Genomic DNA, 23,267 nt, shown 5'->3' with positions numbered 1-23,267 from the left:
CCCGGGTCCTCGAAACGTCCATCCGACCGCCGCACCACGGCGGCTGACCTGCGCGTCCACGGCCCACCGCCGTTGACGCGCTTTCTCACTGGCACGACCTGGCCGATGCCCGGCCACCCGCGCACTCGCGCACACCCGGGCACGGCCGTGCCCGGGTTCCCACCCCTGTCAGAAGGGAACCCTCATGACATCCACCAGCAGGCCCCGCATCGCCGTCGTCGGTGGCAGCATCACCGGCCCCGTCGCCGCGCTGCTGTTGCTGCACGCCGGATTCGACGACGTCACCGTCTACGAGGCGGCGCCGGCGTCCGCGCCCCTGGGCGGCGGCCTCATCGGCCTGGAACACCCCGCCCTCGACGTCCTCGACCGCCTCGACATCAGCCAGCACGAGTTCGTCGCCCACGATTCCGAGGCCATCGTCCAGATGACCATCCGCGACCGCCACCCCGCCGAGACGATCAGGCGCACCTACCCGGGCCGCAACACCACCTGGACGCTGCTGCACCAGGCACTGACGCGCCGCCTACCCGCCGGTGTCCTGCACACCGGAATGAAGGTCACCGCCCTGGCCGAACAGACCGGCCAGCCGGAACTGCGGTTCCGCGACGGCCACACCGAGGCCGCCGACCTGGTCGTATTCGCCGACGGCCGATCCTCCACCGGCCGCCGGCTCCTCGACCCCGACCGGACCCTGCGGTACGCCGGCTACGTCGCCCACCGCGGCATCGCTCCAGTCACTCCCGAGCCCGGGCTGCGGGACTTCCTGCGGCTGCAGCCCTGCCCGGGCGCGCAGTTCAACCTCGCCCCGATACCCGGCGGCTGCGACTGGACCTTCTACCTCAACTGCACCAGCACCCAGTACGCGCAGCGGTTCGGCGCCGATCCCACCCGCCGGGTCTTCGCCCTACCCCGGCACGTCAGCCCCGCCGCCCGCCACCACGTCGACACCCACGCCGACCTGCTTCTGCCGGCCGACCACGCCACCGTCGTCCACGCCACCACCACCCGCATGGCAGTGCCGGTCCTCGACATCACCCCACCGCACCGCATGGTGTGGCCTGTTGGCGCCGGCCACGCCGTGCTGCTCGGCGACGCCCTCGCCCCCGTCCGCCCGCACACCGCCCGTGGCGCCAACAACGGCATCGAGCAGGCCGCCGGTCTCGTCGCCGCCCTCACCCAACACCGCAAGTACCGGGCTGACCTCACCGCCGCCCTGCACGGCTGGCAACGCCGTCATCTGCCCGACGCCGTCGCCGCCGTGCACCGCGGGCCCGTCGTCGGCCACCAGCTCGGCCTCGGCACCCAAGAACTCGCCCAGTAACCCATCCCGAGAGAAAGGAGGTGGCCCCCTCGTGGCCACCAAGACCACCGCGATCGTCGTCGACGACCTCGACGGCTCCACCGACGACGTCGGCACCTACCAGTTCGCCTTCAACGGCGTCACCTACGAGATCGACCTGTCCGCCGGCAACTTCGACCGGATGGCCGCGGCGTTCGGCCCGTTCATCACGGCCGGGCGGCGCCTGCCGAAACAGCCCCGGGCACCACGGCGGCAGCGCGGCACCACGACCGGCCGCACCCAGAGCCAGGAGATCCGCACCTGGTGGTGGACCGCGAACTGGGAGGAGCTGAATCTGCCCCGGCCACGAACCGGGGGCGTCATCCCCGCCGCGGTGCGCGACGCCTACCACGCCGCGCACTGACCCCGGGTCACCAATGTGCCGCCCGGCGAGCGATCACCGGGCGGCACACCTGTGCGCGTCGGCGCAGTCCCGCACTCCGGGCAGACGACTTGCTCAATACCCGAATCGAAGCGTGCATCAGTGCACAACGCCTCACTCACCAGCCCCTGCCGACGGCAGGAGAAAGGGGGCCACGCGCCCATGAGCAGCACCCCAACCAACACGACCACCGATACGGCCGCGACAGCGCCACTGGCACCCAGCGTCGCGAAGGTCCTCGCCGCGCTGCACCGGCTCGGCGAGGCCACCGCCGCCGCCATCGCCACCGAAGCTGGCCTCGGCTACTCGACCACCACCCCGAAACTGCGCACCCTGGAAACCGCGAAACTGGCCGAGCCCACCCGAAGCAACACCGGACGCAGCCTGTGGCGGCTGACCGACACCGGCCGCTCTCACGCCGAACAGTGCGGCGGTCACGGCCAGCCCGCACCGGAGCCCGCCGCCCGCGACACCGACACACCCGACAACGCCGCAGAACACGGGCCGCACGGCGACGACCCGCAGGAAACCGGAGAGGCCGCCGGGCAGGACCACGGCCAGCGGCCAGCGGCCGAGGTTCCCGCCGACGGGCAACTGGACGCCGCCCAGGAGCAGGCATCGCCGGCTGCTGGTGACGTCGAGGTCGCACCCGACGAGGCCGCTGAAGCCGAGGACACCGAGACCGACCACGGCGACGATGACGCCCGCTCGACTGCCGGACCTGAGGTGCCGGTCATGGCCGACGACACCGACCCGGCCACCGGAACGCCGAGCGCAGCGATCGATGCGGACGCCGGACCGGCCGCGCCGGACATTCCCCCTGCCGGCGGGGCCACCGACAGCACCACGGGCGACCCCGCTACGGAAGCACCCGCCGCACCGCCAGCCACGGAGGCGCCGGGCGAGGAGGCACAGTCCTCTACCCGGCGGGCGTCGGGCACCCTGCGCGGCGCGATCCTCGACATTCTCGAGGCCAACCCCGGCCAGCAGTACAAGGTCAGCGAACTGTGCAAGCTGGTCGACCGGGCTAACGAGGGATCCGGCGCGAAGAAGGCCAGCGCGGGCGCGGTCCACAACGCCGCCGTGAAGCTCGTCGGGACCGGGCGGGCGGTCCTGGCCGCCGAGAAGCCCGCCACCTTCGCCCTCGCCGACACCACCGCCTGAACGACCCCGCCAGCCGGTAGCCCGGAGGCGGGCGTCGAACTTCCCGGAACCACGCCCGCCCCCGGTGCTCCTTCAGTGACAAGGAGCTCCCGAAGTGTCTCCCATCCTGACCTCGATCGTCACCGCCGCCGGTGGAGTCCTCGCCGGTCTCGCCCTCGCCGCAGCGCTGCTGTGGCGCCAGCAGCAGGCGCTGACCCGCGCCCGCTACGCCGCCGACCACGACGACACCACCGGTTTGCCCAACCGGCGGGCCCTGCTCGCCGCCCTCACCAGCGCCACACGCGCAGATGCCCCGTTCGGGCTCGTCCTGCTCGACCTCGACGGCTTCAAAGCCGTCAACGACACCCTCGGCCACGAGGCTGGCAACGACGTCCTCACCGAGGTCGGCCGACGGCTGGCCGCCCTACGAGGGCCGGTGCGGCTCGCCGCGCGGTTGTCGGGCGACGAGTTCGCCCTGCTGGTCGACGGCGGCCCCGACGACGTCGCCGCCGCCGCCCGCGCCGCCTGGCGGGCGGTCGGCCGCCACCCCGTCGACCTCGGCGACCACGCGCTGGTCGTACGCGCCAGCGTCGGGTACACCAGCGCCGCCCTCGGCGTCGGCCCGCGCACCCTGCTGTACCAGGCGGACACCGCCATGTACCAGGCCAAACAAACCGGATCCGGGGTGCACGGAGCCACCGCCACCACCGGCCACACCGGACCGCCGCCAGGTACCCGCCTACGGGACCTGCGCCGCCGCTGACCGCTCACGGACACACCAAGAGGACCTCGCGCCCGCCGACGTGCGTGAGGTCCTCACCGTGCCCGCTTCCATCCGCCCAGCCCTGCTTTCCCCGTCCTCGGCGACGGTCGCCGAGACGCAGATAAGGAGCGCATCCGCCATGAGCAGCCCTCACACGTACTCCATCGGCGACCGGGTGACCATCGACCCGGCGGTGGCCCGCGCCAGCACCCGGGGCGTCACCTACCGCGTCACCCGGCTGCTGCCGGTCAACGTCGTCGTCGAACCCGTCGACGGTGGCCGACCGGTAAAGGTCAACCCCACCTACCTGCGGCCCGCCTCCCCGGCGGACACCACCACCGGCCGTGAGCTGACCATGGTCCACGAGGCGCCGCTGCATCCGGGCACCCTCGTCACCGTCGCCGGCGCGGGCTGGAAGCAGCCTCCGGGCGAGCTGTACGTGGTGCTGCGCGACACCGGGACCGGCCGCGTCTCCCTCGTCCCGCTCGGCGGCAACAACGGCCGCTACTGGCGCGGCGTCTCCCGCCACCTGCTCACCACCATCGACCCCACCCGCGTACGCCTCGACCCCGAACAGACCACCTGAACCACGGACTCCACGCTGCCGTGCCGGGCGGGCAGAACCTTGCCCGCCCGACATGACTTGACCTTCATCGAGAGATGAGCGTCGATCATCGCTGGTCGTTGTCCGTCGTCCGGACATCAGCATTTCCAAGGGCTCCGACGCGAGTCGGGCGGCGACCGCGCATGCCCGCGATCCGCCGACCGAAGGGCCACCCGCCATGGCACACCCCGCACAGCCCGAGGGCCGCAACCGGCGCCCCAGCGACCGCACCGCCGTACCGGACGACGTCACCGACAGGCTCCTGTGGGCCCTCGCGGTCGACGTCGCCGCCGCCCACCAACCCGGACCCGACGGCACCTGCACCAACCTGCAGTGCCGCGGGCAGCATGGCCCCTGCTGGGCGCTGCGCACCGCGCACCGCGCCGAACAACACGCCCGCCGCGCCCCTGCCACCCTCACCCCGGCGCCCCCGCCGCCGTCGCCGCGCCCGGTCGGGGTCGTACGGGGACGCGCCCCCGTGCCCGCCCCGCTGCGCCGCTTCACCGGCTGGTTCACCCCCGCCCGCCCGCCGGCACCCCTGACGCGGCCCGCGCCCGCACCGGACGCGGTGCCGCCGCAATCCCGGCCTTACCGGCGTCCACCCGTGGCGGCGCTGGCCGCCTGAGCACGCACCTGGAGGCAACCAGTGAATTTCCTACCGAACGACACACTCGCCGGCTACGCCCGCACCGCCGTCGACCTGCGCACCCGCATGGTCGACTACCACCGCAGCCCGCTCGCGGCGCAGTACCTGCAGGCGTTCTTCGGCAGCCGACTCGCCAACCACCCCAGCCCCAGCCCAGCGGGCATAGCGAAGGTCCTCGACGCGGTCCGCGCCATCACCGCCAACCCGTGGCGATCCGGCGAGCCGTACGTCATCGCCCCCGCGATGACCGCGATCATCGCCGCCGCCGCGACGGCCCTCGATCTGACCGGCGAGGTGCTCCCCGCCGACATCGCCCCCGATAACGGTGGGGTGCTGTTCCTCCCCGAACCGATCTACCACCGCAGCCTCAGCGGCGAGGTGTCCTCCATCGGTGCGATCACCTGGGCCCGCACCACCACCACCACCGGCAGCGGCCGATCCTTCTGGGCCATCGCCGGCTGGGCCGACCACCACGACCCGCACGACCCAGCGGCCGTCCGCCGCCGGCAGCAGCTCACCGACCGGCCCGACCTCGCCCGCCAGTTCGGCCCCTACGTGTTGACCGACTTCACCGAGATCCCCATCGGCCAGCCCGTCGACCCCCGCCCCGACCTGCCGGTCCTCGACGGAGACGACCGCGACTGGGAACCGGCACCCGACGGCCGGTTCTGCATCGACGAGACCACCACCCCGATGCGCGCCTGCGCCGCCGTCGCCTACGCCTTCTGGCGCATCCAGGCCCAACCCCTCGCCACCGTCGCCGCCGCCCCCCTGGACCGCGCGGCGCGCCGCCGCGCCGTACGGGCCAACATCCGCCACGACACCCGCGTGGTCATACTGCGCCGCACCAGCCCTCTCGCCGAACCCACCGACGGCGAGCCCAAATGGCACTACCGGGTGCGGTTCGTCGTCCGCGGCCACTGGCGACGCCTGATCGACCGCGACGGCCACCCCTACCGCATCTGGATCAACGCCCACATCAAAGGCCCCGACGGGGCACCCCTGCTGCACGGCGAGAAGGTGGCCGTCCTCGCCCGCTGACCTCGCACCCACCCCGAAGGCCGCGCGACGCCTCCCACTGGCCCGCGCGGCCTTCGCCGTCCCCGCCCACCACCCGGCCGCCGCTTTGAAGGAGTGACCAGTCATGACCACCCGCGTGCTGTCCGGGATCGCCATCGCGGTCGTCGGCGTCCTGCTGCTGTGCTCCGGACTGGCCGCCACCCTAATCTTCGGCGGCGGCGCCGGCGTCTGCGGTACGGCAACCAGCGTCACACCCACCGCCTCGTCGGCGACGCGCAGCCCGGCCCCGGGCGGGATCGGTCCGATCGGTGACTGGAACACCGAGCAAGTCGGCAACGCCGCCACCATCACCGCCGTCGGCATGCGCCTCGGCGTCCCGCCCCGCGGCTGGGTCATCGCCGTGGCCACCGCGATGCAGGAATCCTCCCTGATCAACGCCCCCGGTGGGGACCGGGACTCGGTCGGCCTGTTCCAACAGCGGCCATCCCAGGGCTGGGGCACCCCCGAGCAGCTACGGGACCCGCAGTACGCGGCGACGAAGTTCTACCAGAGGCTGCTGGCCGTCGACGGCTGGCAGGCGATGCCCCTAACCGAGGCCGCCCAGGCGGTGCAGCGATCGGCCTACCCGGACGCCTACGCCAGGTGGGAACCCGACGCCTCCCGCATCGTCGCCGCCCTGACCGGGGTCACCACCGGCCTGGCTGCCTGCGGCGTGACCGTCAGCGCGCAGGGTTGGACACAGCCTGTGCACGGGGACGTCGGCTCCGGTTTCCGCACCCCGGGCCGGCCTGGGCACGACGGTGTCGACCTGATCGTGGGCAAGGGCACCCCGATTCACGCCGCGTCCGCCGGCACCGTCACCGTTGTGCGCTGCAACGCCGTCGACGTGCGCACCGGCCGGGACTGGGGCTGCGACCGCGACGGCGACCCCGCTCTCACCCGCGGCTGCGGCTGGTACGTCGACATCACTCACCCCGGTGGGGTGATCACCCGCTACTGCCACATGCTCACCCACCCGGCCGTCGCTGAGGGCCAACAGGTCGCGGCCGGTGACGTCATCGGCGTCTCCGGCAGCTCCGGCCACTCCTCCGGACCGCACCTGCACTTCGAGGTGCACCTCGGTGACCACACCTCCGGCACGGCCGTCGACCCGGTCGCCTTCATGGCCTCCGTCGGCGCGCCCCTCAACCAGTAGTCGCCATCGCGAACGCCGGCGGCGGCTGCGTGATCCACCCCCAGCTCGGAGGTCGGCCCGCCCCGGGACGACCACCGCAACCCCCATCCACACAACCCCGAGGAGGGAAAGCCCGTGAGTACACCCACGCTCATCGGTGTCGCCGCGCTCGGCGGCAGGTACACCGCCCGCTTCATCCAGTTCGGCGAGGACCCGCAGGTTCTGGTGCCGCTATTGCGCCGGATCTGGACCGACACGTTCAGCCGCGACACCGACGCCATGGCCACGGCGCTGCTGGCCCGCAACTGGTGGTCCCTCGCCGTCAACCCCAAGCCCCGCCGCTGGGACCAGCAGCCGCCCGTACGGGGCCTGGGCTACCCCGCCGACAACGACACCGTCCGGCAAGGCGCGCTGCGCGAGGACGTTGACGGGGCCCTCGAATGGCTGTACCTGCTGCACCTCGACCAGCGGCGACTGGTGGTGTACGAGGCGACGGTCCACGGCCGCTGGCTGCGGCACAGCGCCCACCACCTCGACCCCGTCGAGGACCTGTTCGTCACCGCACCCGCTGACGACGGCGGTGGCCCGGAGATGACGGTGTGCACCGTCTGCGGCGCGGTCGACGAGATCGACCATGTCGAGGTGCCGTCCATGGCCGGCTACGGCTACGACACCGCCACCAGCTGCACCCGCTGCGGCTCTTCGGTCGCCACCGACCCGATGTTCGGCGACCACGTCACCCGCAAGCCCTGGCCGCCGCACAACCCCACGACGGGTGACGCGACGGGCAGCGCCTGATGAACAGACCCGACCCCACGCCGTCGCCGCCCACCAGCGGCAGTGATGGCCCGTCCACTCACCGATCGGAGACCACCATGAGGTACCAGCCTGGCCAGCGCGTCGCGCTGGTCCACACCAGCGACCCACATAGCCGGCTGCGTGCCGGCGACACCGGCACCGTCCGCCGTCACGACCAGCGGCAGAACATCGTCGAGGTCGCCTGGGACAGCGGCTCGACGCTGTCGATGTGCCTCGACGACGGTGACCGCATCGCACCAGCCACCACCCCGCCGCCCACCGGCGATCCGGTCGGCGAGGCCACCGGATGGGCCGCCGCGCTGCGGCGGATGCGGGCCGCCGGCACCGAGGCCGGCCAAACCGCAGCCGAGTGGTGGGCGCAGGACACCATCGGCGCCCGGGTCAGCGGCGACAGCCGCCTGGCCGCCCGCCGGATCCTGGCCGGCATCCATGACGGCGATCCCGCCGTCCTCGACACGTTGCCCCACTTCTCCTCGGCTGGAGACTCGGTTGATGCCGCCGGGTGGGAGCTGTTCGCCGACGCCACCGGCGATGTCTCCGGCTGGTTCGGGCTGCGCATCCAGCAGCGCGACGAGGCGATGACCGTCTACCGCGACGCCTTCGACACCGCCGCCGAAGAGCGTGTCGCCGCACTGTGTCACCTCGCGGCCAGCCCCACCGGCCGCGACGTGTCCCACCTGCACCCCGACCGGGTACACGTCGGCGACGTCGGCGTGTTTTCCGGCGAGTGGGCGATGACCGTCGGCCCGGACGGCGATGACCGCTTCGAGATCGGCTTCGTCGGCACACTGATCGACCACTGGAACGGGTGGGCGGTGTTCTCCTGCACTCGCCCGGTGGCGGAGGCGATCGTCGCTGACCAGCACCGGCTCCGCGACCAGCACCGCCGCAGCCTGCGCGAGCAGGGCGTACCGGAGGACGACCTGGATCGCCGGGTCGACGCGGATCTGGCCGACCTGTCCTTCGACGGAGACGTCCTCGTGGTCGACCAGCGCGCCCTATCAGACGATCCGGAAGCCATCGAACGCGTCGCCCCGGATGGTGACGGCCGGTACGTGGTGATGGGCCGCAGCTGGTGCTGGGAGGCCGTCGACCCGTACGCCTGCGACCGGATCGTCGGCGACCTGCCCGAACCCGACCAGGCATAGGCCCAGCGACCCCCGGCCAGGCCGCGCCGCGTCACCCGGAACCGAGCCGTCTCCGTCAGCGGCACCCGACACCACCACGACAGGTAGGACCAACAGGAAGGAAAGCCACGTGACCATCCGTACGCAAGAGGAGATCGTCACCCGGGTTTGGGCTCTCCGTGCCAACCGACAGGACATCCTCGGCTTCCGGGAGGACGTGCTCGTGGAGGCACTTGACCTCGACCACGCCCGCCAGGTCATCACCCCCCGCCGCCCGGTTGAGTGGACCCAGCGGGTCGACCACGAGACCTACGCCCGGGACTACCTCGAGTTCGCCATCGGGAAGATCCTCGACCACCGGGGCAACTCGGCGAGCCGGTCGATGGACAAGCTGAGCGAACTGGCCTGGCTCCTCGGGCGCGACGACATCGTGGCGGCGATGGACCACGCCGGCTACCCGATGTACGGGGCGCCCAAGGTCAAGGCTTTCGCCGACGGGTTCGGCTGGCCGTTCCTCGACGGCGACGACGGGCTGGCCCTGGCCCGGATGGCTGACGGTCAGCAGTGCGACCCGCAGGGCTGCGAACGGGGCTGCGCCGACTGACCACGACCTGGCCACCGGCCCAGCTCCCGACCCTCGACGTGCCCGCGTAGACAGCCGGCACGTCAGCGATCCCGCGCCCCGCACCAATTCGACTTGATCGATTGGGCTGTGGGGCGTTCCATCGTCGGCGCAGACACCGCCCGCGCGGCGTCGACACCGACCAGCACGCACCGGCGGCGACCCACGTGTCGCCGTAATTCTTCAGCACTACCGGGGTGTGGTCGCCCACCTGCCCGGCCCGACCAGGCCGGCACGGGGTTGGCCCCACCCGTCTCCGCTGTGCGGTACCCACCGCCCGCGCACCCGGAGACGGGTGCGCGGGCTCGACCTTGGAATCGAGGCATCACCATGACCACACCAATCCCACCGGCCCCCCAGGCCGGCGCGCCGCAGAACAACCCGGCCGCGACCGACACGCCCACCGCCGAGGCCGCCCCCGGCCGGTCCGGCTACCTGTACCGGAAGGTGGCCCTGCACCTGGCCGACCACCCCGACGACATCTTCAAGACCGGTGAGATCACCCGGGCGATCGGCGCGCCGTCCTCCGGCGCGGTGTTCGAGGTGCTGAAGAAGATGGCCGCCGCCGGGCACGCCACCCACCACCGCGACCCGCACCACCGCTTCCAGATCACCCAGGCCGGCATCGACGCCGCCGGCACCCTGCCACCCGCCGCACCCCGCACCCGCACCGCCAGCGGCAGTGCTGGCGGACGGCAGTCGCGGCCCGCGCCGGTACCGCGCCCGAACGGGACGCTGTACCACCCGCGCCGGCTCGGAAAGGGATGGGACGTCGAGGAACTACGGCGGCTACGCACGCAACAGGTGCCGGTGCTGCTGTACGGGCCGCCCGGCACCGGGAAGACAGCCATGGTCGAGGCAGCGTTTCCCGACCTGCTGACCGTCGCCGGTACCGGCGACACCGTGGTCGATGACTTCCTCGGTTCCTACAGCCCGATCCCCGGCGGCGGCTACGAGTTCGTCCACGGCCCCCTCGTCACCGCGATGCGGGAGGGTCGCGTGCTGCTGGTCGACGACGCCACCCTCATCCCACCCCGCGTCCTGGCAGTCCTGTACCCGGCCATGGACGGCCGCGGGGTCATCACCATCCCCGCAAACGGCAACGAGACCGTGCAGGCCGTCGACGGGTTCTACATCGTCGCCGGCCACAACCCGGGCGTGCACGGCGCGGTCCTCACCGAGGCCCTGGCCTCCCGGTTCACCGTCCACCTGCACGTCACCACCGACTGGGACCTCGCCCGCCAACTCGGCGTCCCCAAGCCGGTCGTGGCCGCCGCGATCGACCTCAACGCCGACCTCAACGCCGGCAAGACCGTGTGGGCGCCGCAGCTGCGCGAACTACTCGGCTTCGTCAAAGTCCGCGACCACCTGGGCATGACCGCCGCCCTGGCCAACCTGGCCGGCATCGCCCCCGAGGACGCCCGCGACGACGTCACCGCCGCCCTGTCCCGACACACCGGCACGCCCATCACCGCGCTCGCCCTCGGCAAGCGCTAACCGCCGCCCACCTCAGATTTCTGGAAGGAGCCAATCCGTGTCACACCCCAGCACCCACCTACAGCAGGGCGCACCGCCGACGCCGGCCGGCGCCAGTGACTGGCATGACTGGTCCGCAGCGTGGACCCAGCACGTTCCGCTGCTGACCGGCCGTACCGACCTCACCGTCCTCGTCGCCCCCGGCGCCGCCGGGGACGCCCCCGAGTGCTTCTACCCCGCCCTCAACCGGATCGAGGTCGACGCCACCTACATCGCCGACAGCCCCGACGTCACCGACCCGACGAAGGCCCGGCACAAGCGGATCGTGCCCACCGGATACGGGCTGCTCGTGCACGGCGCCGCGCACGCCGCGTACAGCCGCTGGACCACCCCGCCCGGCACCCCGCCGATCCTCGCCGCAGTCGCCGCCATGCTTGAGGAATCCCGGGCCGAGGGACGCCAACGCGCCCGCCGCCGGGGCGACCGCCGTTGGCTGCGCCACGTCGTGACGACCCTCCTCGACCCCGAGGACGCGGCCGTCGACGACGCGTGGCACGCCGGGCAGCTCGCCGCCCTGCTGCTGGCCCGCGTCGACGCCCGCATCGTCACCAGCAAAGACGTCCGCCCGGTCCGGGCCGCCGTCACCGGCGTCCTCGGACGCAAACGCCTGCGGCAACTGCGGGACATCTGGCGCGAGGCCCACACCTGCGACGACACCGACGCCGACACCATGATCGCCCTGGCGCGCCGGTGGTGTCAGGTCCTCGGCATCGACCCCGACCAGCAGTACGACACCCCCGTACCGGACGCCGGCCTGTTCCCCGGCCGCCTCGCCGCGGCCCTCGTCGACTACCTCGCCGTCGCCGCCGGTGTCACCGCGGCCGAGTACGCCGCGGCGCTGCTGGCCCACCGGCACAGCCCACCAGCAGAGTGGGACCGCACCGACCCGACCGAGCAGGAACACCGCGCGGCCCGCGACCTCGCTAACCGGCTGCGGCAGGCCCGCACCCGTCACCCCGAGCCCGGCCGGCGCCCCTCGGCGATTCCACCTGGTCGGCTGCGGACCAGGCAGGCCATCACCGCCGAAGCACAGACCGCCGCCGGGCAAATGCCGACCGCCGCCCCGTGGCAGCAGCGCGCCCAACTGCCACCGGAGAAACCCCGCCTGCACCTGGCGATCCTGGTCGACCTGTCCGGGTCGATGAGCCGCTACACCGAGGCGATGTCCTCCGCCGCGTGGATCTTCGCCAACGCGGCACGCCGCGCCGACGCAACGACCACCACCATCGGTTTCGGCGACCGCACCACCGTCCTGGTGCCCCCACGCACCTACCCCAGGCAGGTGCTGCACATGCGCACCGGCCTCGCCACCGCCACCTTCCCGGAAGCGGTCAAGGTCGCCGACCAACTCCTCGACCTGCGCCACGGCCGCGCCCTGCGGATGCTCGCCGTCGTCTCCGACGGCTACCTCGACGACATCCCCGCCGGCCAGCAACTCGTCACCACCCTGCACCGCGCCGGCTGCGCCGTGCTGTGGCTCCACCCCGCCGACCCGCCCACCGGCGGCGAGCCGACCGGCCCGGACCAGATCTGGGGGCACACCTTCACCCAGGCCACCACCCTGACCGTCACCGACCCGACCGAGGCCATCGCGGCGATCGCCGACGCCGCCGTCATCGCACTCGCCCAGGCCTGAATCCCGGCCGAGCGGGTCCCGAGCCGGCGGCCAACCAGTCCCACTCCGCGCCGCGGCGCTGCGCCGGCTGCGGCCCGCGCAGCACGGTGCGCCGGGATCCACGACGTACCCGGGCCTGGAATGGAAAAGGGCTGCCCCAGGCGGCCCCACTCGCATCTCGCGGAGGGCCGATGCCGAACGGCCTCGCTGCTGCCCCGCGACTTGACCATCCCGCGCCATCGAAGCGTGCATGCATCGCGTCCTGACCAACCCGGGTCCGGACGCGGTACGACGCTGCCCATCAAGGAGTTCCTCATGCGTTACGGCACCGACGACGAACACCCCTTCGACACCGACAACCGCGCCTGGCGGCGCCTGCGCGACGTCACCAGCGAACACTTCGACGCCATCATTTGGAACCGGGACCCGGACGGACGGCCGGTCCTGCTCACCCTGCGCGACATGCGCACCGGAGACACAGTCACCCTCGCAGTCCTCGACTCCCTGGAGATCCGCGACCCACACGCGCTGCTCGCGGTCCACACCAGCGGCGACCTCGGCGCCCACGGCCCCACCAGCGGCGCCGAAGCAGCCCACTCCCACGCCGCCACGCTCGCGCTCGACAGCACCACCCTCGCCGTGACCAGGCCCGTACCGCTGCACGACCCCGCCGTCACGGATCTGCCCGCCACCAGTTGGGTCGACCTACCGCCCGGCCTCGCCCCGGTCCTGCGGCCGGCCCTCGACGACGCCCGCACCGCCGCCCTCGTGCTGCTCGACCGCACCGAAGGCTGGCTCGCCGCCATCGGCCCGTTCCCCAACCACGCCGCCGCCGATACGTGGCAACCCGCCGACGGACCCGGCCGCACCGCCGACCGGCTCACCGTGCCCCTGCACCCGATCACCATCGAGCAGGCCCAGCCATGACCAGCGCCCGACCGCTGGCATACCCCGCGTCCTCACCGATCGTGGCCATCGACGTTGACGGCGTCCTCTACCCCGCCAACCCCGCCCACGCCGAGACACTCGGCTACCGACCGCACCGCTACGACGGGCCCGGCCCGGACGGTCGGCGCGTCACCGGCACCGTCTGGCTGAACCCCGGCCACGGGCCGTGGCTGCGGGAACTGGCCGAGCGCGCCCAACCGGTGTGGTGCACCAGCTGGAACCATCTGGCCGCCGCATGGATCGCGCCACGGCTGGCCCTACCGACGGCCTGGCCGCATGTCCCCGTCCACGCCGGCGGGGTCCGTTTCGGCCACCAGAGCAAACTCACCGACCTGTATGCCTGGGCCGCGCGACGGCCACTCGCCGTCCTCGACGACGAGTTCGGCGGCAAGGACCCCACCCCCGCCGACCAGCGCACCGCCGACGGCGCACCCACCCTGCTCCACCGGGTCGACCCGTACGACGGGCTGCGCCGTGCCGACGTCGACACGGTGCTGACCTGGCTGCGCCGGCTCTGACCAGGCCTTACCGGTGCCGAGGCACTCCGTTCACCCGGATTCGCGGGGCCCGCATCCACGGATGCGGGCCCCGCGCCGCAACGACAAGGAGTTGACTATGGACAGCATGTTCGATCCCGCCGACGATCCGGGTAGCGACCGGTCACCCCGACTCAGCGTCGGCGACCCGGAACTGCGCAAGACCCGACGGCTCGCCCGCGAGTGCGCCACCTGCATCTTCAAGCCCGGCAACCCGATGCACCTCGACCCCGGCCGGCTCAAGCAGATGGTGGCCGAGGCGCGCGGCGATGCCGGCTACATCATCTGCCACTCGACGCTGCCCTACGCCGGCAGTCCGGTCCCGCCCGCGGTCTGCCGTGGCTTCGCCGACCGCTACCGCACCTGGCAACTCCAGGTCATGGAACGACTCTGGGGCTTCGTCGACGTCGAGCCATCCGGCCCGAACCTCGCACCTACCGCCGACTGCCCAGGAGACACCCCCCATGCGTGACATCAACGACTTCCTCCGACGCCAAGACCAGGTCATCGACACCACCGGCTGGGCCGTCACCCACGTCCTGCCCACCGACGACGACCCCGACACCACCGCCCCATTCGCCTACACCGTCGGACTCACCGCCCACGACTACCCCGAACTAATCGCCGCCGGACTGCCACCCGAGGTAGCCCACAGCCTCCTCAACGACCTGGCTCGCCGGGTCTACGACAAGGCCGAACGGTTCGCCCACGGCCAGCGCATCAGCGATCTCATCGCCGGCTACGACGCGATCATCATCGATGGACCACCCACCGACGAGCTGCTACCCGCGATGGCGATCAACCGCTACGGCCGCGACCAAATCCGCCTCCAGCAGCTGGTATGGCCCGACCAGGAGGGCCGGTTCCCCTGGGACCATGGGTACAACTTCGCCCCGCAGGCACAGCCGCTCATCGCCCAGCTGTAAAAGGGCACGCCAACTGCGGTCCGCCGGGATCCGGGCGCCCCTATCGGCGCTCGGTTCCCGGCCACCATCGGATGCGCTCGCCTACCCGCGGCTCTGGCTGTGTCGCCACCGATGTCAACGCCGTCACTGGGGTCAACCTCGTTAGCCAGTCACTGAGCGTTAGCGAGTGCCCGTCCTTTCCCGGCGGTTCGGTGGGCATGGAGTGAGAAAACGGCGCCTTTCGTCGTCCGCAGTGCCGTGCGTTTCGGATAGTCCGCGTTGTCTCGGCCAGCTCGCTGCCGTAGTCACCCTGCAGCCGCCCGGATCCTCGCCGACGCGGCAAGAACCGGCTACCCATAGCGATGGGGCTCTGACCGCCCGCACGCTCGAGCGGCAGCAAGTCTGTTCGTCGCTGCTTGGCGCCTCTTGCTCTACTCTCCGTTCACAGCGATACTGCGGTTCGACCGCAGAGCGCGGCGAGACCTGGCATCTGCGGAGGCCTTTCGTGCCTAATCACCATGACGACGATCTCCAGGCGTTTGCGACTCTTGAGTCCGATTTCGGGCGGTATGTGAGATCGCGATCGAGACATGCCTCCGCCTCTCTCCGCCCTACCGGCCAACGGCATGGAAAGGGATGATTTCCACTCTGGGTGCAGCGGAGGCTGCGCGACGCCTGGTCGTTAGCGGGGACATCCAGACAGGCTTCGGTCGGCTTGTTCAAGCTGGACGACCCGAGCTGACTATCGAATGGGAGATCCTTAACCCGAGGTGGGATCCGTTATTCAGCGAGCAGCACCGAGCAGCCGCACGCTGGCGGCTTCAGCAAGCGGGCATCGAGCCGCCGAACCGCTAGTCGCCGCCAGCACAGTTCGGCGCGTGGCAGCGGGGGGCGCCGAGCTGGATGATCAATCCCAACAGTGCAGTAAGCGCATGTGAGAGATGTCCGACTACTACAAAGTCATCGTCGATGCCGGTCACGAACTTGCAGCGTCAACCAGGAACCTCGGCGCTTTAAGCTCGAATACTTTCAATGCTGCTCGCAGCCTCGGGCGCGTCGACTTGCTTTCGGCGGATGCTGAAATAGCGAAGCTACTTGCGCAAAGCAGGTTGAAAGGCGTGATCATCGGGGTCGTCGCCACTGGCGGGATCATCGCAGTCGCCACCGGCGGGATCATCGCAGCAGTGAAGTCCGCGCCATACGTCAAGGGCTGGTTCAACGATCTGAAGTCGAAGTCGAGTGGGAACTCCGAGATGAGCGAGGGCGAGAGCCAACCCGCCCTGGACGGCACCGCCGCGACGAACTTCTCGCAACAGGTAGAGGCCTCACTGGACGACCTTCGGACTAATATGAGCAGCGAAGAAGCGCAACGGCGACTCGCGATTATCATGATCGCTGCGGCGTTCATCGCCGATCAGATGCGGACCCTGTCCCGTGCTCGCGTCGAAGACGCCGACGCTCCGCCGGAACTGAAGAGCGCGCTGGAGAGACTCTCCGCCCTAGACCTCACGGACACCCTCAACCGGATGCTGGAGGCGAACTCCTCCCTACTCAGCGACGAGACCACGGCCGCGCTCATGAAGATCTTCGAAGGCGGCCGTTTCGTCGAGGGCGAATACCTGCCCCTGCGCAACGACAAGATCAAGGACGCGCTTCGCCTGACCGACGGCGAGGAGTGAAACCCGGAAAGACTCCGAAGGATCTGGCAGCACCGCCCCGCACTTCGTGCCGCACCCTGCCGGCCTCGATTCGTCAGAGGGGTCTGATCCTCCGGTAGGGCTTTCGGCTTGACCGTTTTGTCCCTTGCGGTGTGGGGTGGGGGCGTCGTCTGTCACGACGGTGGTGCCGGGTCTCCGATCCCGGGAACGCCCTCTCTGGCTCGCTGAGACGGTTGTTGCTGGTCAGGTGGGTGCGGGTAGGGCGGTGAGGCGTTGCCAGCAGAGGATGAACGCGTCGGTCCAGGGCCAGGTTTCGGGGATTTTCAGGGTGCGTTGCCGGGCGTGGCTGCTCAGGGTGGCGGGTAGGTGCAGGAGTCGGTAGCGCAGGGTTTCGGGTTCGGCGTGGGCGAGGTCGGGTTGGTCGTGCAGGCCGAGCAGTCGGGTCCAGGCGGTGATGTCCGCGGCGATGTTCGCGGCGAGGACCCATCCTTGGTTGACGGTCCAGGATTTGCTGGGCAGGTTCCGTAGTCCCATGGCTTTGTTGGTGCGGACTCTGTCTTCGACCGTGGCGTGGCTTCGGTGTAGCGCGTCGAGCCATTGTGGATGATGCGAGCCCGCGATGCCCCACATTCGGGTGATATTGGTGGCGGTGATGGCGTACCGCCAGCCGGTGGCGCGTTCCAGGTCGGTCAGGTTCCTCTGGTGTCGTGCGGCGGGCCGGGTCCGGTGCACGATCAGCCTCAACCCGGGGAGCCACTTTTCGGCGCGGGTGTCGAGTCCGGTCAGTTCGGCGGCTGCGGCGGTCGCGGTCGCTTCGCCGTTCTGGTGCAGCGAGTCGGTCCAGGCGTCGGTGGGCAGCGCGGCGATCGCGGTCTCGTCGACCGCGGTGATGGCCCATCCGACGGTGAACCGGACCGTGCGGAAAGCACTGTTCATCTGGTGCAGGTGTTCGATGAAGTCGTGGGTGGCGCCGGCGCCGTCGACGCGGACGAGGATCTTACGGCGGTACTTCGCCGGGATCTGGTCGATCGCGTCGGCAAGGACCCGGATGTGGTCACTGACCGTGTTGGACCCGGCGTTGCCTTCTCGGAGCAGCATGGCCAGGGATTCGGTGGTGTTGGCGCACCACGCTCCCAGCGGGTGGAAGCCGTAGCCTTTCTTGAACGTCACCGCTGCGCCCTGTTTATCCGAGTGTGCGGTGATAAGGGTGGCGTCCAGGTCGATCACGATCCACCCGTGCAGGAGTTTATCCGCGACCAGCAGCCAGGGGAACCCGTCCGCCCGGCCGGCGATCAGATCCCATACCCGCCGACGGGCTTTCGCCCGGGCCTTGGCGATCTTACCCAGTATCACCTGGTCGAGGCCGGTCAGGCACCGGCGGACAGTACAGTCAGACGGCGGGTCACCGAACACCGGAGCCTGCTGTTCCAGCAGATTGATGTCGGACATGTTGGTCGCGCCGAGCGCGATCGACACCGCCAGGGATGTCAGCACGGTGCCCCGATCCCACCACCCGGGGCCCTCACCGCGGGGTATCACGGTGTTCAAGCCGCTGGTCAGACCCGCTTTGTCAGCGCATTTACGCAGCAGTACAGCACCCGCGTGGCCGACGAGGTTCTTATCTGTGGCCGTCACGGACAGCCGGTCATCCCACCCGATAGACTTGCCCACCAGAAAGGTGCACCCGATTCTACATAGGACATGGCGTAGACAACCACATCCTTGCAGGTCGGGTGCACCTTTCCTCGATCACCCTCGATACCCGCTATCTACTCTGAATAGCGGAGGCCGGGTGCTTGCGCCGGCGGGCCCACAGGTTGCCTTGGCGCCGCCCCGGGGCACGACGGCGGTCACGAGGCGCCAACTTGCTCGGCGACACGGCTGGTGTCGTGTCCGTTCGCGGTTCGCGGCGCGGGTGGCCAGTACCGGCGGACGGTGCGCTCGGACCGGCCGATTCTGGTGGCGATCTCGGCTGGGTGCAGGGACGGGTCCTGGCGGTACCAGTAGGCCACGGCCCCGGCGGTGTCGGGCGGCACCTTTGCGCTGCTTGTGCCGTCGTCCGGGTTGGGGTTATGACCCTGGCCTTCGATAAGGTCCAACTCAATCTCTTGGGAATCGCCCGGAGAGTTGACCCTGTCCTGCTCGTCGGAACTCTCGACCGGCGTGCCTGGAGAGCCAGTGGTGCCGGACCTGCTGATTCCAGATCGGTCCGTGGCGTGGTGAGAAGGGTCCGTACCCCGCAACGGCGGCGTGTGCCGGGACGGTGAGGCGTCGTTACCGGTCTGGACGCGGTGAGCGTCCTCGTGGTCGCGTGTTTCGTCCTGCGGCGGCTCCGGCGCAACTTCCTCGGTGTCGCGCACATCGGTCGGCGCGTGCGCGGTGGCGTCCGCATTCGGTTGCTCGCCCTCGTCGCTGCGGATCGCAGTCTCCGGCCTTTCCGTCGGCGATACGTCGAAGCCCCGGAACGTATGCGCTGCGCGGGGCGGCCCTGATACGAGGGCCGGTGCCCTCAGGCTCGGGGATTCGGCCGTCGGGGACGGCTTCTCCGTTGGCGTGGTGGCGGGCTGCAGGCGGTCAACCGGACTGACGGAGGGGGTGCGGATCCGTCCCGCGATCTCGACCAGGCTGATGCTAGCCACGACGACCAATCCATCGACGGAGATGGGCAGCAGGTAGGAGGCGGCGGCGCCAGTTTCGCCGTATCGAGCAGCGACGCCGACCATGTGCCAGTAACTCACCCAGGCGGCGATGCCGGCGATGACGGCGGCGGCGATCAGCCGCGCGGCGGCCAGGCCGCGGCGGTCCGCGGGGACGCGGGAGATGAGTTCGACGGTCAGCAGCAGCGCCAGGGGTGGCCACGCGGCGATGACCTGGCTGATGAGGTTCGGCCGGGCGTGTAGGACGTTCGCCGCGATCGACGCGGCGACGCCGAGGGCGAGCACCGCCCGCACGGCCCACCGCAGACGGGTCAGATGCCGGAGGTCGGCCTCTGCCAACTCCGTTGTACGGGCGGCGGTGTGCCGGGGTAGCGGTGTGGCGGTCATGCGGCGGCTCCGTCGCCCGGCCGAGGTGCCGGCCGCAGGTCTGGTCGGCGGGTGGGGCGCTGGACCTGGGCGACCAACTCGTCGGCCAGGGCGATGGTGTCGTCGCTGGGTTCGGCGTCGATCTCGCCGAGGGCGCGGGTCAGGGCTCGGCGCAGGCTGCGGATCGCGTCGAGGTGCCCGAGTGCGGCGCGGGCCCGCATCGCCTGCTGGTACAGCTCTTCGGCGTACGGGTTGTGGCCGATCGCGGCGTCGAGGACGGTGAGCTGCTCGGCGGGGTTGTCGGCGAGGGCGTCGGCGAGGGCGAGGTAGGCGTCGAGTGCCTGCTGCCGGACGGCTTCGCGGTAGGGCTCGATCCATTCGTAGTCGGCGCCGTCGGCCAGGTGCCCGCGGTAGGTGTCGACCGCGCGGCGCAGCGCGGCGAGGCGCTCGGCCGGGTCGGTGGCCTGGTTGGCGTCGCGGATCGCGGCGCGCATGCGCCACAGGTCCACGTCGACGGCGTCGCGGTTGAGGACGTACCGCTGGTGGGGGTGGGTGAGGTAGGTGCCGCGTCCTGCGGTGCGGCGCATGATGGTGCGCAGGTCGGACACGTAGGTGTAGAGCCGGCCGGGTGCCTTGTTGGCAGGGGCGTCGGGGAGCAGGTCGTCGAGGATCGCCTCGGCGGAGGCGTCGCCGTCGTGGACGGCCAGGTAGACGAGCACTTCGAGGGATTTCTTGCGCAGCGTCGGCCCGGGCGGCACGTCGACGATCGCGGCGGTGCCTAGGACGGTGACCTGCACCCTCCCGTGGCTGGTCTCCTGGCTGTTCTCGGCCGCGCCGTCGGTGTCTGGTTCCTCCACTGCGGGCGGGGGCGCACCGTCGCGGGGAGTCTCCGTGCCGCGGGCGTGGGCGTCGGCGGGCGGAGTTGTCGCCGCTGCCTGGGTGCCCGGGGTGGTCTGGCTGTCGGCGCTGCCTGGTGTTGTTGTCGGGGCGGCGGGCACGGGCTCGGGGCCGGATGACGGCAGGTGGTCACCCTCGCGGAAGGGGACGCCGGGTGGCGCCGGCTCGGTGTCGGGAGAAGGTTGCGCATCGGGTGCGGCGGTCGTGGCCCGGGCGGTGGTGACGGGTTCGGCCGGGGCGGGAGCCTGCGGCTGGCCGGTGTGGGACTCGGCGAGGGTGACGAGCAGGTCGCTGGTCTCGGAGGGGGTGAGGACGGCCAGTCGGCCGATGTCGGCCGGGTGGCCACCGTGGCGGGAGCCTTCCCCCTGGGCGCGGCTGGTGTTGCCGTCTGCGGCGACGACGACGGTGTCGCCGTCGGGCCATGCGCCCAGCAGCACGCCGTGGATGTCCAGGCGCTGGCCCTGGGCGAGGAGCGCGGCGATGCGGGTGCGCTGGTGGCGGGTGTCGGCGTCGGCCAGCAGCAGGACTGGCGGCATCGGCTCCCCGGTCGGGTCCGCCGCGCGGGCCTCGGCGGCGGTGTCGACCTCGTGGGCGTAGGCGATGCGGCTGCGGTGCAGGGTTTGGGCCTCGAGCAGGTCGAGTGCCTCGTCCAGGCCACCGGTGACGGTCAGCCGCGGGGTGCGGGGCAGCGCGACGGCACCGGCGCCGAGCAGCGTCGCCGCGGTCGCCGACGGCATGACCAGCCAGGTGCGGTCTTCTGGTGCGTCGAGGCCTCCGGCGGCCAGGGCGGCGGCCATGAACCCGCGGGCGGCGGCCTCCGCGCCGGGACCGGTGAGCCCCAGGCCGGCGGGCGGCCAGACCGCGACGAGCGGGTGCGCCATCGACGGCACCACTGGGCGGAGCGCAGCGTCGTCTCCTGCGCTCGGGTCCGCGGCAGGCGCCGGCTTTTCGCGATCGTCCTCGTCGTCGAGACCGGCGTCGTCGAGGGCGTTGTTCTGGTCGTGCCGCCCGGCGATCTCCGGACGGTCGTCGTCGAGCAGGTCGGCGTACTGACCGGAGGTGTCAGGGCTGTCCGGCACGGAGGTGCCGTCATCGGCTTCGGTGTCGGCCGGGTCGGTGAACAGGCCGAGGTCGTCGTCCGGGCCCTCGTGGTTAACCGGGTCGGTGGGGGTCGTGGTGGCGTGGCGCAGGCGGCGGCGGATCTGGTTCACCACGGGCGGCATGGGCGCCACGTTGGGGTCGTCCAGGCGCAGGTCGGCCGACACGGGCCGGCGGGTGTAGCGGCGGCGGCGGTGGGCCCAGACGAGGGCGACGGCCGCGAGGATCGCGGCGACGAGCCCGGCGTCGAGCCAGCTGCCGGTGCCGAGTGAGACACCGGGTGACGCCTCCGTTCGCGGCCCGGGTGTCTGCTGCCCGTCGACCGAGGGGCTGGGCGTCGTCGAGGCTCCGGAGGCCGACGGCTGCTCAGCGGGCGCGGTGGAGACCGGCGGCGAGGGGACGTGGACTACGCCGTCGTCCCCGTCGTGCGGTGCCGGGGTGGTGGGGCCTGTCGACGGGGTCGCGGACGGCGCGTCGGGTGGCGGCTGGGTGGGTTGGCTCGGTGGTGTCGGCGGGGGCGCGGCGGTGCCGGGTGTCGGCTGTTCGGGGCCTGCCGCCGGGGGGTCGGCGGGTGGCGGGGTCCGGGGTGTGCCGGCTGGTGGTGTGGCGTCGTCGGGCAGTTCGAGGGTCCAGCCGGGGTAGATCAGGTTCGGGTTGGTGAGGGTGCCGCCGACGTCGCGGAAGTGGGTGCCCCGGTTGAGGGCGAAGATCTCCGGCCACCGGTTGGCGTCGCCGAGCCACTGCTGGGCGATCTTCGACAGGGTGTCCCCGCGCCGCACCTCGCACGTGTAGGTCTGCCCGGACGACACGAGCGTCACGTGGCCCGCTACCAGCCGCGCCGGCACCGGATCCCCCATGTCCGGCAGGACGGACGTCGACGCGGCTGTCTGCCAGGTCGGCGTGTGGTGCCCCTCCGTGCTCACCAGCCGCACGGTGCTGCTGGGCACGGAGGTAGCCGAAGCGGTGGCGCTGGTGTGGGCGGTTGTCGCCTGGGCTGGCTGGGTGAGGGTCGGTGCGGCCTGGGCGGCGGTGGCGAGGACGCCGCCGCTGATGGCGGCCACCAGGATGGCGGCGAGCCCGCGGGCCGGGGCGATCGCTCGGGGTTGCGGCAGGCGGATGCCCGTGACGGTTTCGGCGACCTCGGCGATCAGCGACCAGATGAACGCCGCCCACACCGCCCAGAGCAGGCACACGACGGCGTTGCCGAGCATGGCGTCGGTGAGCGGTGAGGTGAGGGCGGTGCCGACGTCCTGCCAGGTGGGGACCTCGCGGGGTAGCGGCCAGCCGACGTATCGGATGAGCGCGTACGGCACGCCGGCGGTGAGCAGCACCAGGATCCCGAGCCCGGCCAGCCGGCGGGCGGTGGCGGCGAGGAATGCGAACACTGGGGCTCCCGGTCGTGGCGTGGCGGT

General features: G+C 71.6%; 21 protein-coding genes. 18 read left to right on the top strand and 3 right to left on the bottom strand.

The window, feature by feature from the left end:
- Positions 1 to 184: 184 nt before the first annotated feature.
- The 18 genes from ACFYO8_RS10350 (at position 185) to ACFYO8_RS10265 (ending at position 16,858) form a co-directional block, all read left to right on the top strand.
- Positions 185 to 1,321, top strand: coding sequence for an FAD-dependent monooxygenase (locus ACFYO8_RS10350; RefSeq protein WP_387257044.1), 1,137 nt, complete (start codon positions 185 to 187; stop codon positions 1,319 to 1,321).
- 31 nt (positions 1,322 to 1,352) lie between these two features.
- Positions 1,353 to 1,703 carry an Lsr2 family protein gene (locus ACFYO8_RS10345; protein ID WP_387257043.1) on the top strand — a complete coding sequence of 117 codons (351 nt, stop codon included), beginning with the start codon at positions 1,353 to 1,355 and terminating at the stop codon, positions 1,701 to 1,703.
- A gap of 180 nt (positions 1,704 to 1,883) precedes the next feature.
- Positions 1,884 to 2,885, top strand: a complete 1,002-nt coding sequence (locus ACFYO8_RS10340) for a MarR family transcriptional regulator (protein ID WP_387257041.1) — start codon at positions 1,884 to 1,886, stop codon at positions 2,883 to 2,885.
- Between the two features lie 94 nt (positions 2,886 to 2,979).
- Positions 2,980 to 3,627, top strand: coding sequence for a diguanylate cyclase domain-containing protein (locus tag ACFYO8_RS10335; RefSeq protein ID WP_387257039.1), 648 nt, complete (start codon positions 2,980 to 2,982; stop codon positions 3,625 to 3,627).
- A 139-nt stretch (positions 3,628 to 3,766) separates the two neighbouring features.
- On the top strand, positions 3,767 to 4,213 hold the full coding sequence (locus ACFYO8_RS10330; RefSeq protein WP_387257037.1) for a hypothetical protein: 447 nt from the start codon (positions 3,767 to 3,769) through the stop codon (positions 4,211 to 4,213).
- 196 nt (positions 4,214 to 4,409) lie between these two features.
- Positions 4,410 to 4,856 carry a hypothetical protein gene (locus ACFYO8_RS10325; protein ID WP_387257035.1) on the top strand — a complete coding sequence of 149 codons (447 nt, stop codon included), beginning with the start codon at positions 4,410 to 4,412 and terminating at the stop codon, positions 4,854 to 4,856.
- Between the two features lie 21 nt (positions 4,857 to 4,877).
- Complete coding sequence (locus tag ACFYO8_RS10320) at positions 4,878 to 5,918, top strand: hypothetical protein (protein WP_387257034.1); 1,041 nt, start codon at positions 4,878 to 4,880, stop codon at positions 5,916 to 5,918.
- Between the two features lie 103 nt (positions 5,919 to 6,021).
- Entirely contained in the window at positions 6,022 to 7,092 is a 1,071-nt protein-coding gene (locus ACFYO8_RS10315; protein WP_387257033.1) for a peptidoglycan DD-metalloendopeptidase family protein, read from the top strand.
- A gap of 114 nt (positions 7,093 to 7,206) precedes the next feature.
- Positions 7,207 to 7,869: a hypothetical protein gene (locus ACFYO8_RS10310; RefSeq protein WP_387257031.1), complete on the top strand. Its 663-nt coding sequence runs from the start codon at positions 7,207 to 7,209 to the stop codon at positions 7,867 to 7,869.
- A 77-nt stretch (positions 7,870 to 7,946) separates the two neighbouring features.
- Complete coding sequence (locus ACFYO8_RS10305; RefSeq protein WP_387257029.1) at positions 7,947 to 9,038, top strand: DUF4314 domain-containing protein; 1,092 nt, start codon at positions 7,947 to 7,949, stop codon at positions 9,036 to 9,038.
- 109 nt (positions 9,039 to 9,147) lie between these two features.
- On the top strand, positions 9,148 to 9,621 hold the full coding sequence (locus ACFYO8_RS10300) for a hypothetical protein (RefSeq protein WP_387257028.1): 474 nt from the start codon (positions 9,148 to 9,150) through the stop codon (positions 9,619 to 9,621).
- A 348-nt stretch (positions 9,622 to 9,969) separates the two neighbouring features.
- Positions 9,970 to 11,136: an AAA family ATPase gene (locus ACFYO8_RS10295; protein WP_387257026.1), complete on the top strand. Its 1,167-nt coding sequence runs from the start codon at positions 9,970 to 9,972 to the stop codon at positions 11,134 to 11,136.
- Positions 11,137 to 11,173: 37 nt separating this feature from the next.
- Entirely contained in the window at positions 11,174 to 12,811 is a 1,638-nt protein-coding gene (locus ACFYO8_RS10290; RefSeq protein ID WP_387257025.1) for a VWA domain-containing protein, read from the top strand.
- Between the two features lie 294 nt (positions 12,812 to 13,105).
- Positions 13,106 to 13,717, top strand: coding sequence for a hypothetical protein (locus ACFYO8_RS10285; protein WP_387257023.1), 612 nt, complete (start codon positions 13,106 to 13,108; stop codon positions 13,715 to 13,717).
- Positions 13,714 to 14,256: a hypothetical protein gene (locus ACFYO8_RS10280; protein ID WP_387257022.1), complete on the top strand. Its 543-nt coding sequence runs from the start codon at positions 13,714 to 13,716 to the stop codon at positions 14,254 to 14,256. The genes ACFYO8_RS10285 and ACFYO8_RS10280 overlap by 4 nt, the downstream gene beginning before the upstream one ends.
- A 97-nt stretch (positions 14,257 to 14,353) precedes the next feature.
- A complete protein-coding gene (locus ACFYO8_RS10275; RefSeq protein WP_387257020.1) occupies positions 14,354 to 14,746 on the top strand; it encodes a hypothetical protein in 393 nt (130 codons plus the stop codon).
- On the top strand, positions 14,739 to 15,200 hold the full coding sequence (locus ACFYO8_RS10270) for a DUF4262 domain-containing protein (protein WP_355093595.1): 462 nt from the start codon (positions 14,739 to 14,741) through the stop codon (positions 15,198 to 15,200). The genes ACFYO8_RS10275 and ACFYO8_RS10270 overlap by 8 nt, the downstream gene beginning before the upstream one ends.
- A 920-nt stretch (positions 15,201 to 16,120) precedes the next feature.
- Positions 16,121 to 16,858, top strand: coding sequence for a hypothetical protein (locus ACFYO8_RS10265; RefSeq protein WP_387257019.1), 738 nt, complete (start codon positions 16,121 to 16,123; stop codon positions 16,856 to 16,858).
- 222 nt (positions 16,859 to 17,080) lie between these two features.
- Here ACFYO8_RS10265 and ACFYO8_RS10260 read toward each other — a convergent pair whose 3' ends face one another.
- From ACFYO8_RS10260 to ACFYO8_RS10250, 3 genes are all read right to left on the bottom strand, one after another.
- On the bottom strand, positions 17,081 to 18,472 hold the full coding sequence (locus ACFYO8_RS10260; RefSeq protein WP_387257195.1) for an IS1380 family transposase: 1,392 nt from the start codon (positions 18,470 to 18,472) through the stop codon (positions 17,081 to 17,083).
- Between the two features lie 215 nt (positions 18,473 to 18,687).
- Positions 18,688 to 19,881 (bottom strand): DUF2637 domain-containing protein, encoded by a 1,194-nt coding sequence (locus ACFYO8_RS10255; RefSeq protein ID WP_387257017.1) that lies wholly within the window; start codon positions 19,879 to 19,881, stop codon positions 18,688 to 18,690.
- A complete protein-coding gene (locus tag ACFYO8_RS10250; protein WP_387257016.1) occupies positions 19,878 to 23,240 on the bottom strand; it encodes a BTAD domain-containing putative transcriptional regulator in 3,363 nt (1,120 codons plus the stop codon). The genes ACFYO8_RS10255 and ACFYO8_RS10250 overlap by 4 nt, the downstream gene beginning before the upstream one ends.
- Positions 23,241 to 23,267: the final 27 nt, after the last annotated feature.

Source organism: Micromonospora sp. NPDC005257, assembly GCF_042872445.1.
Classification (GTDB): Bacteria; Actinomycetota; Actinomycetes; order Mycobacteriales; family Micromonosporaceae; genus Micromonospora.
This window is presented reverse-complemented; position numbering and strand designations above follow the sequence as displayed.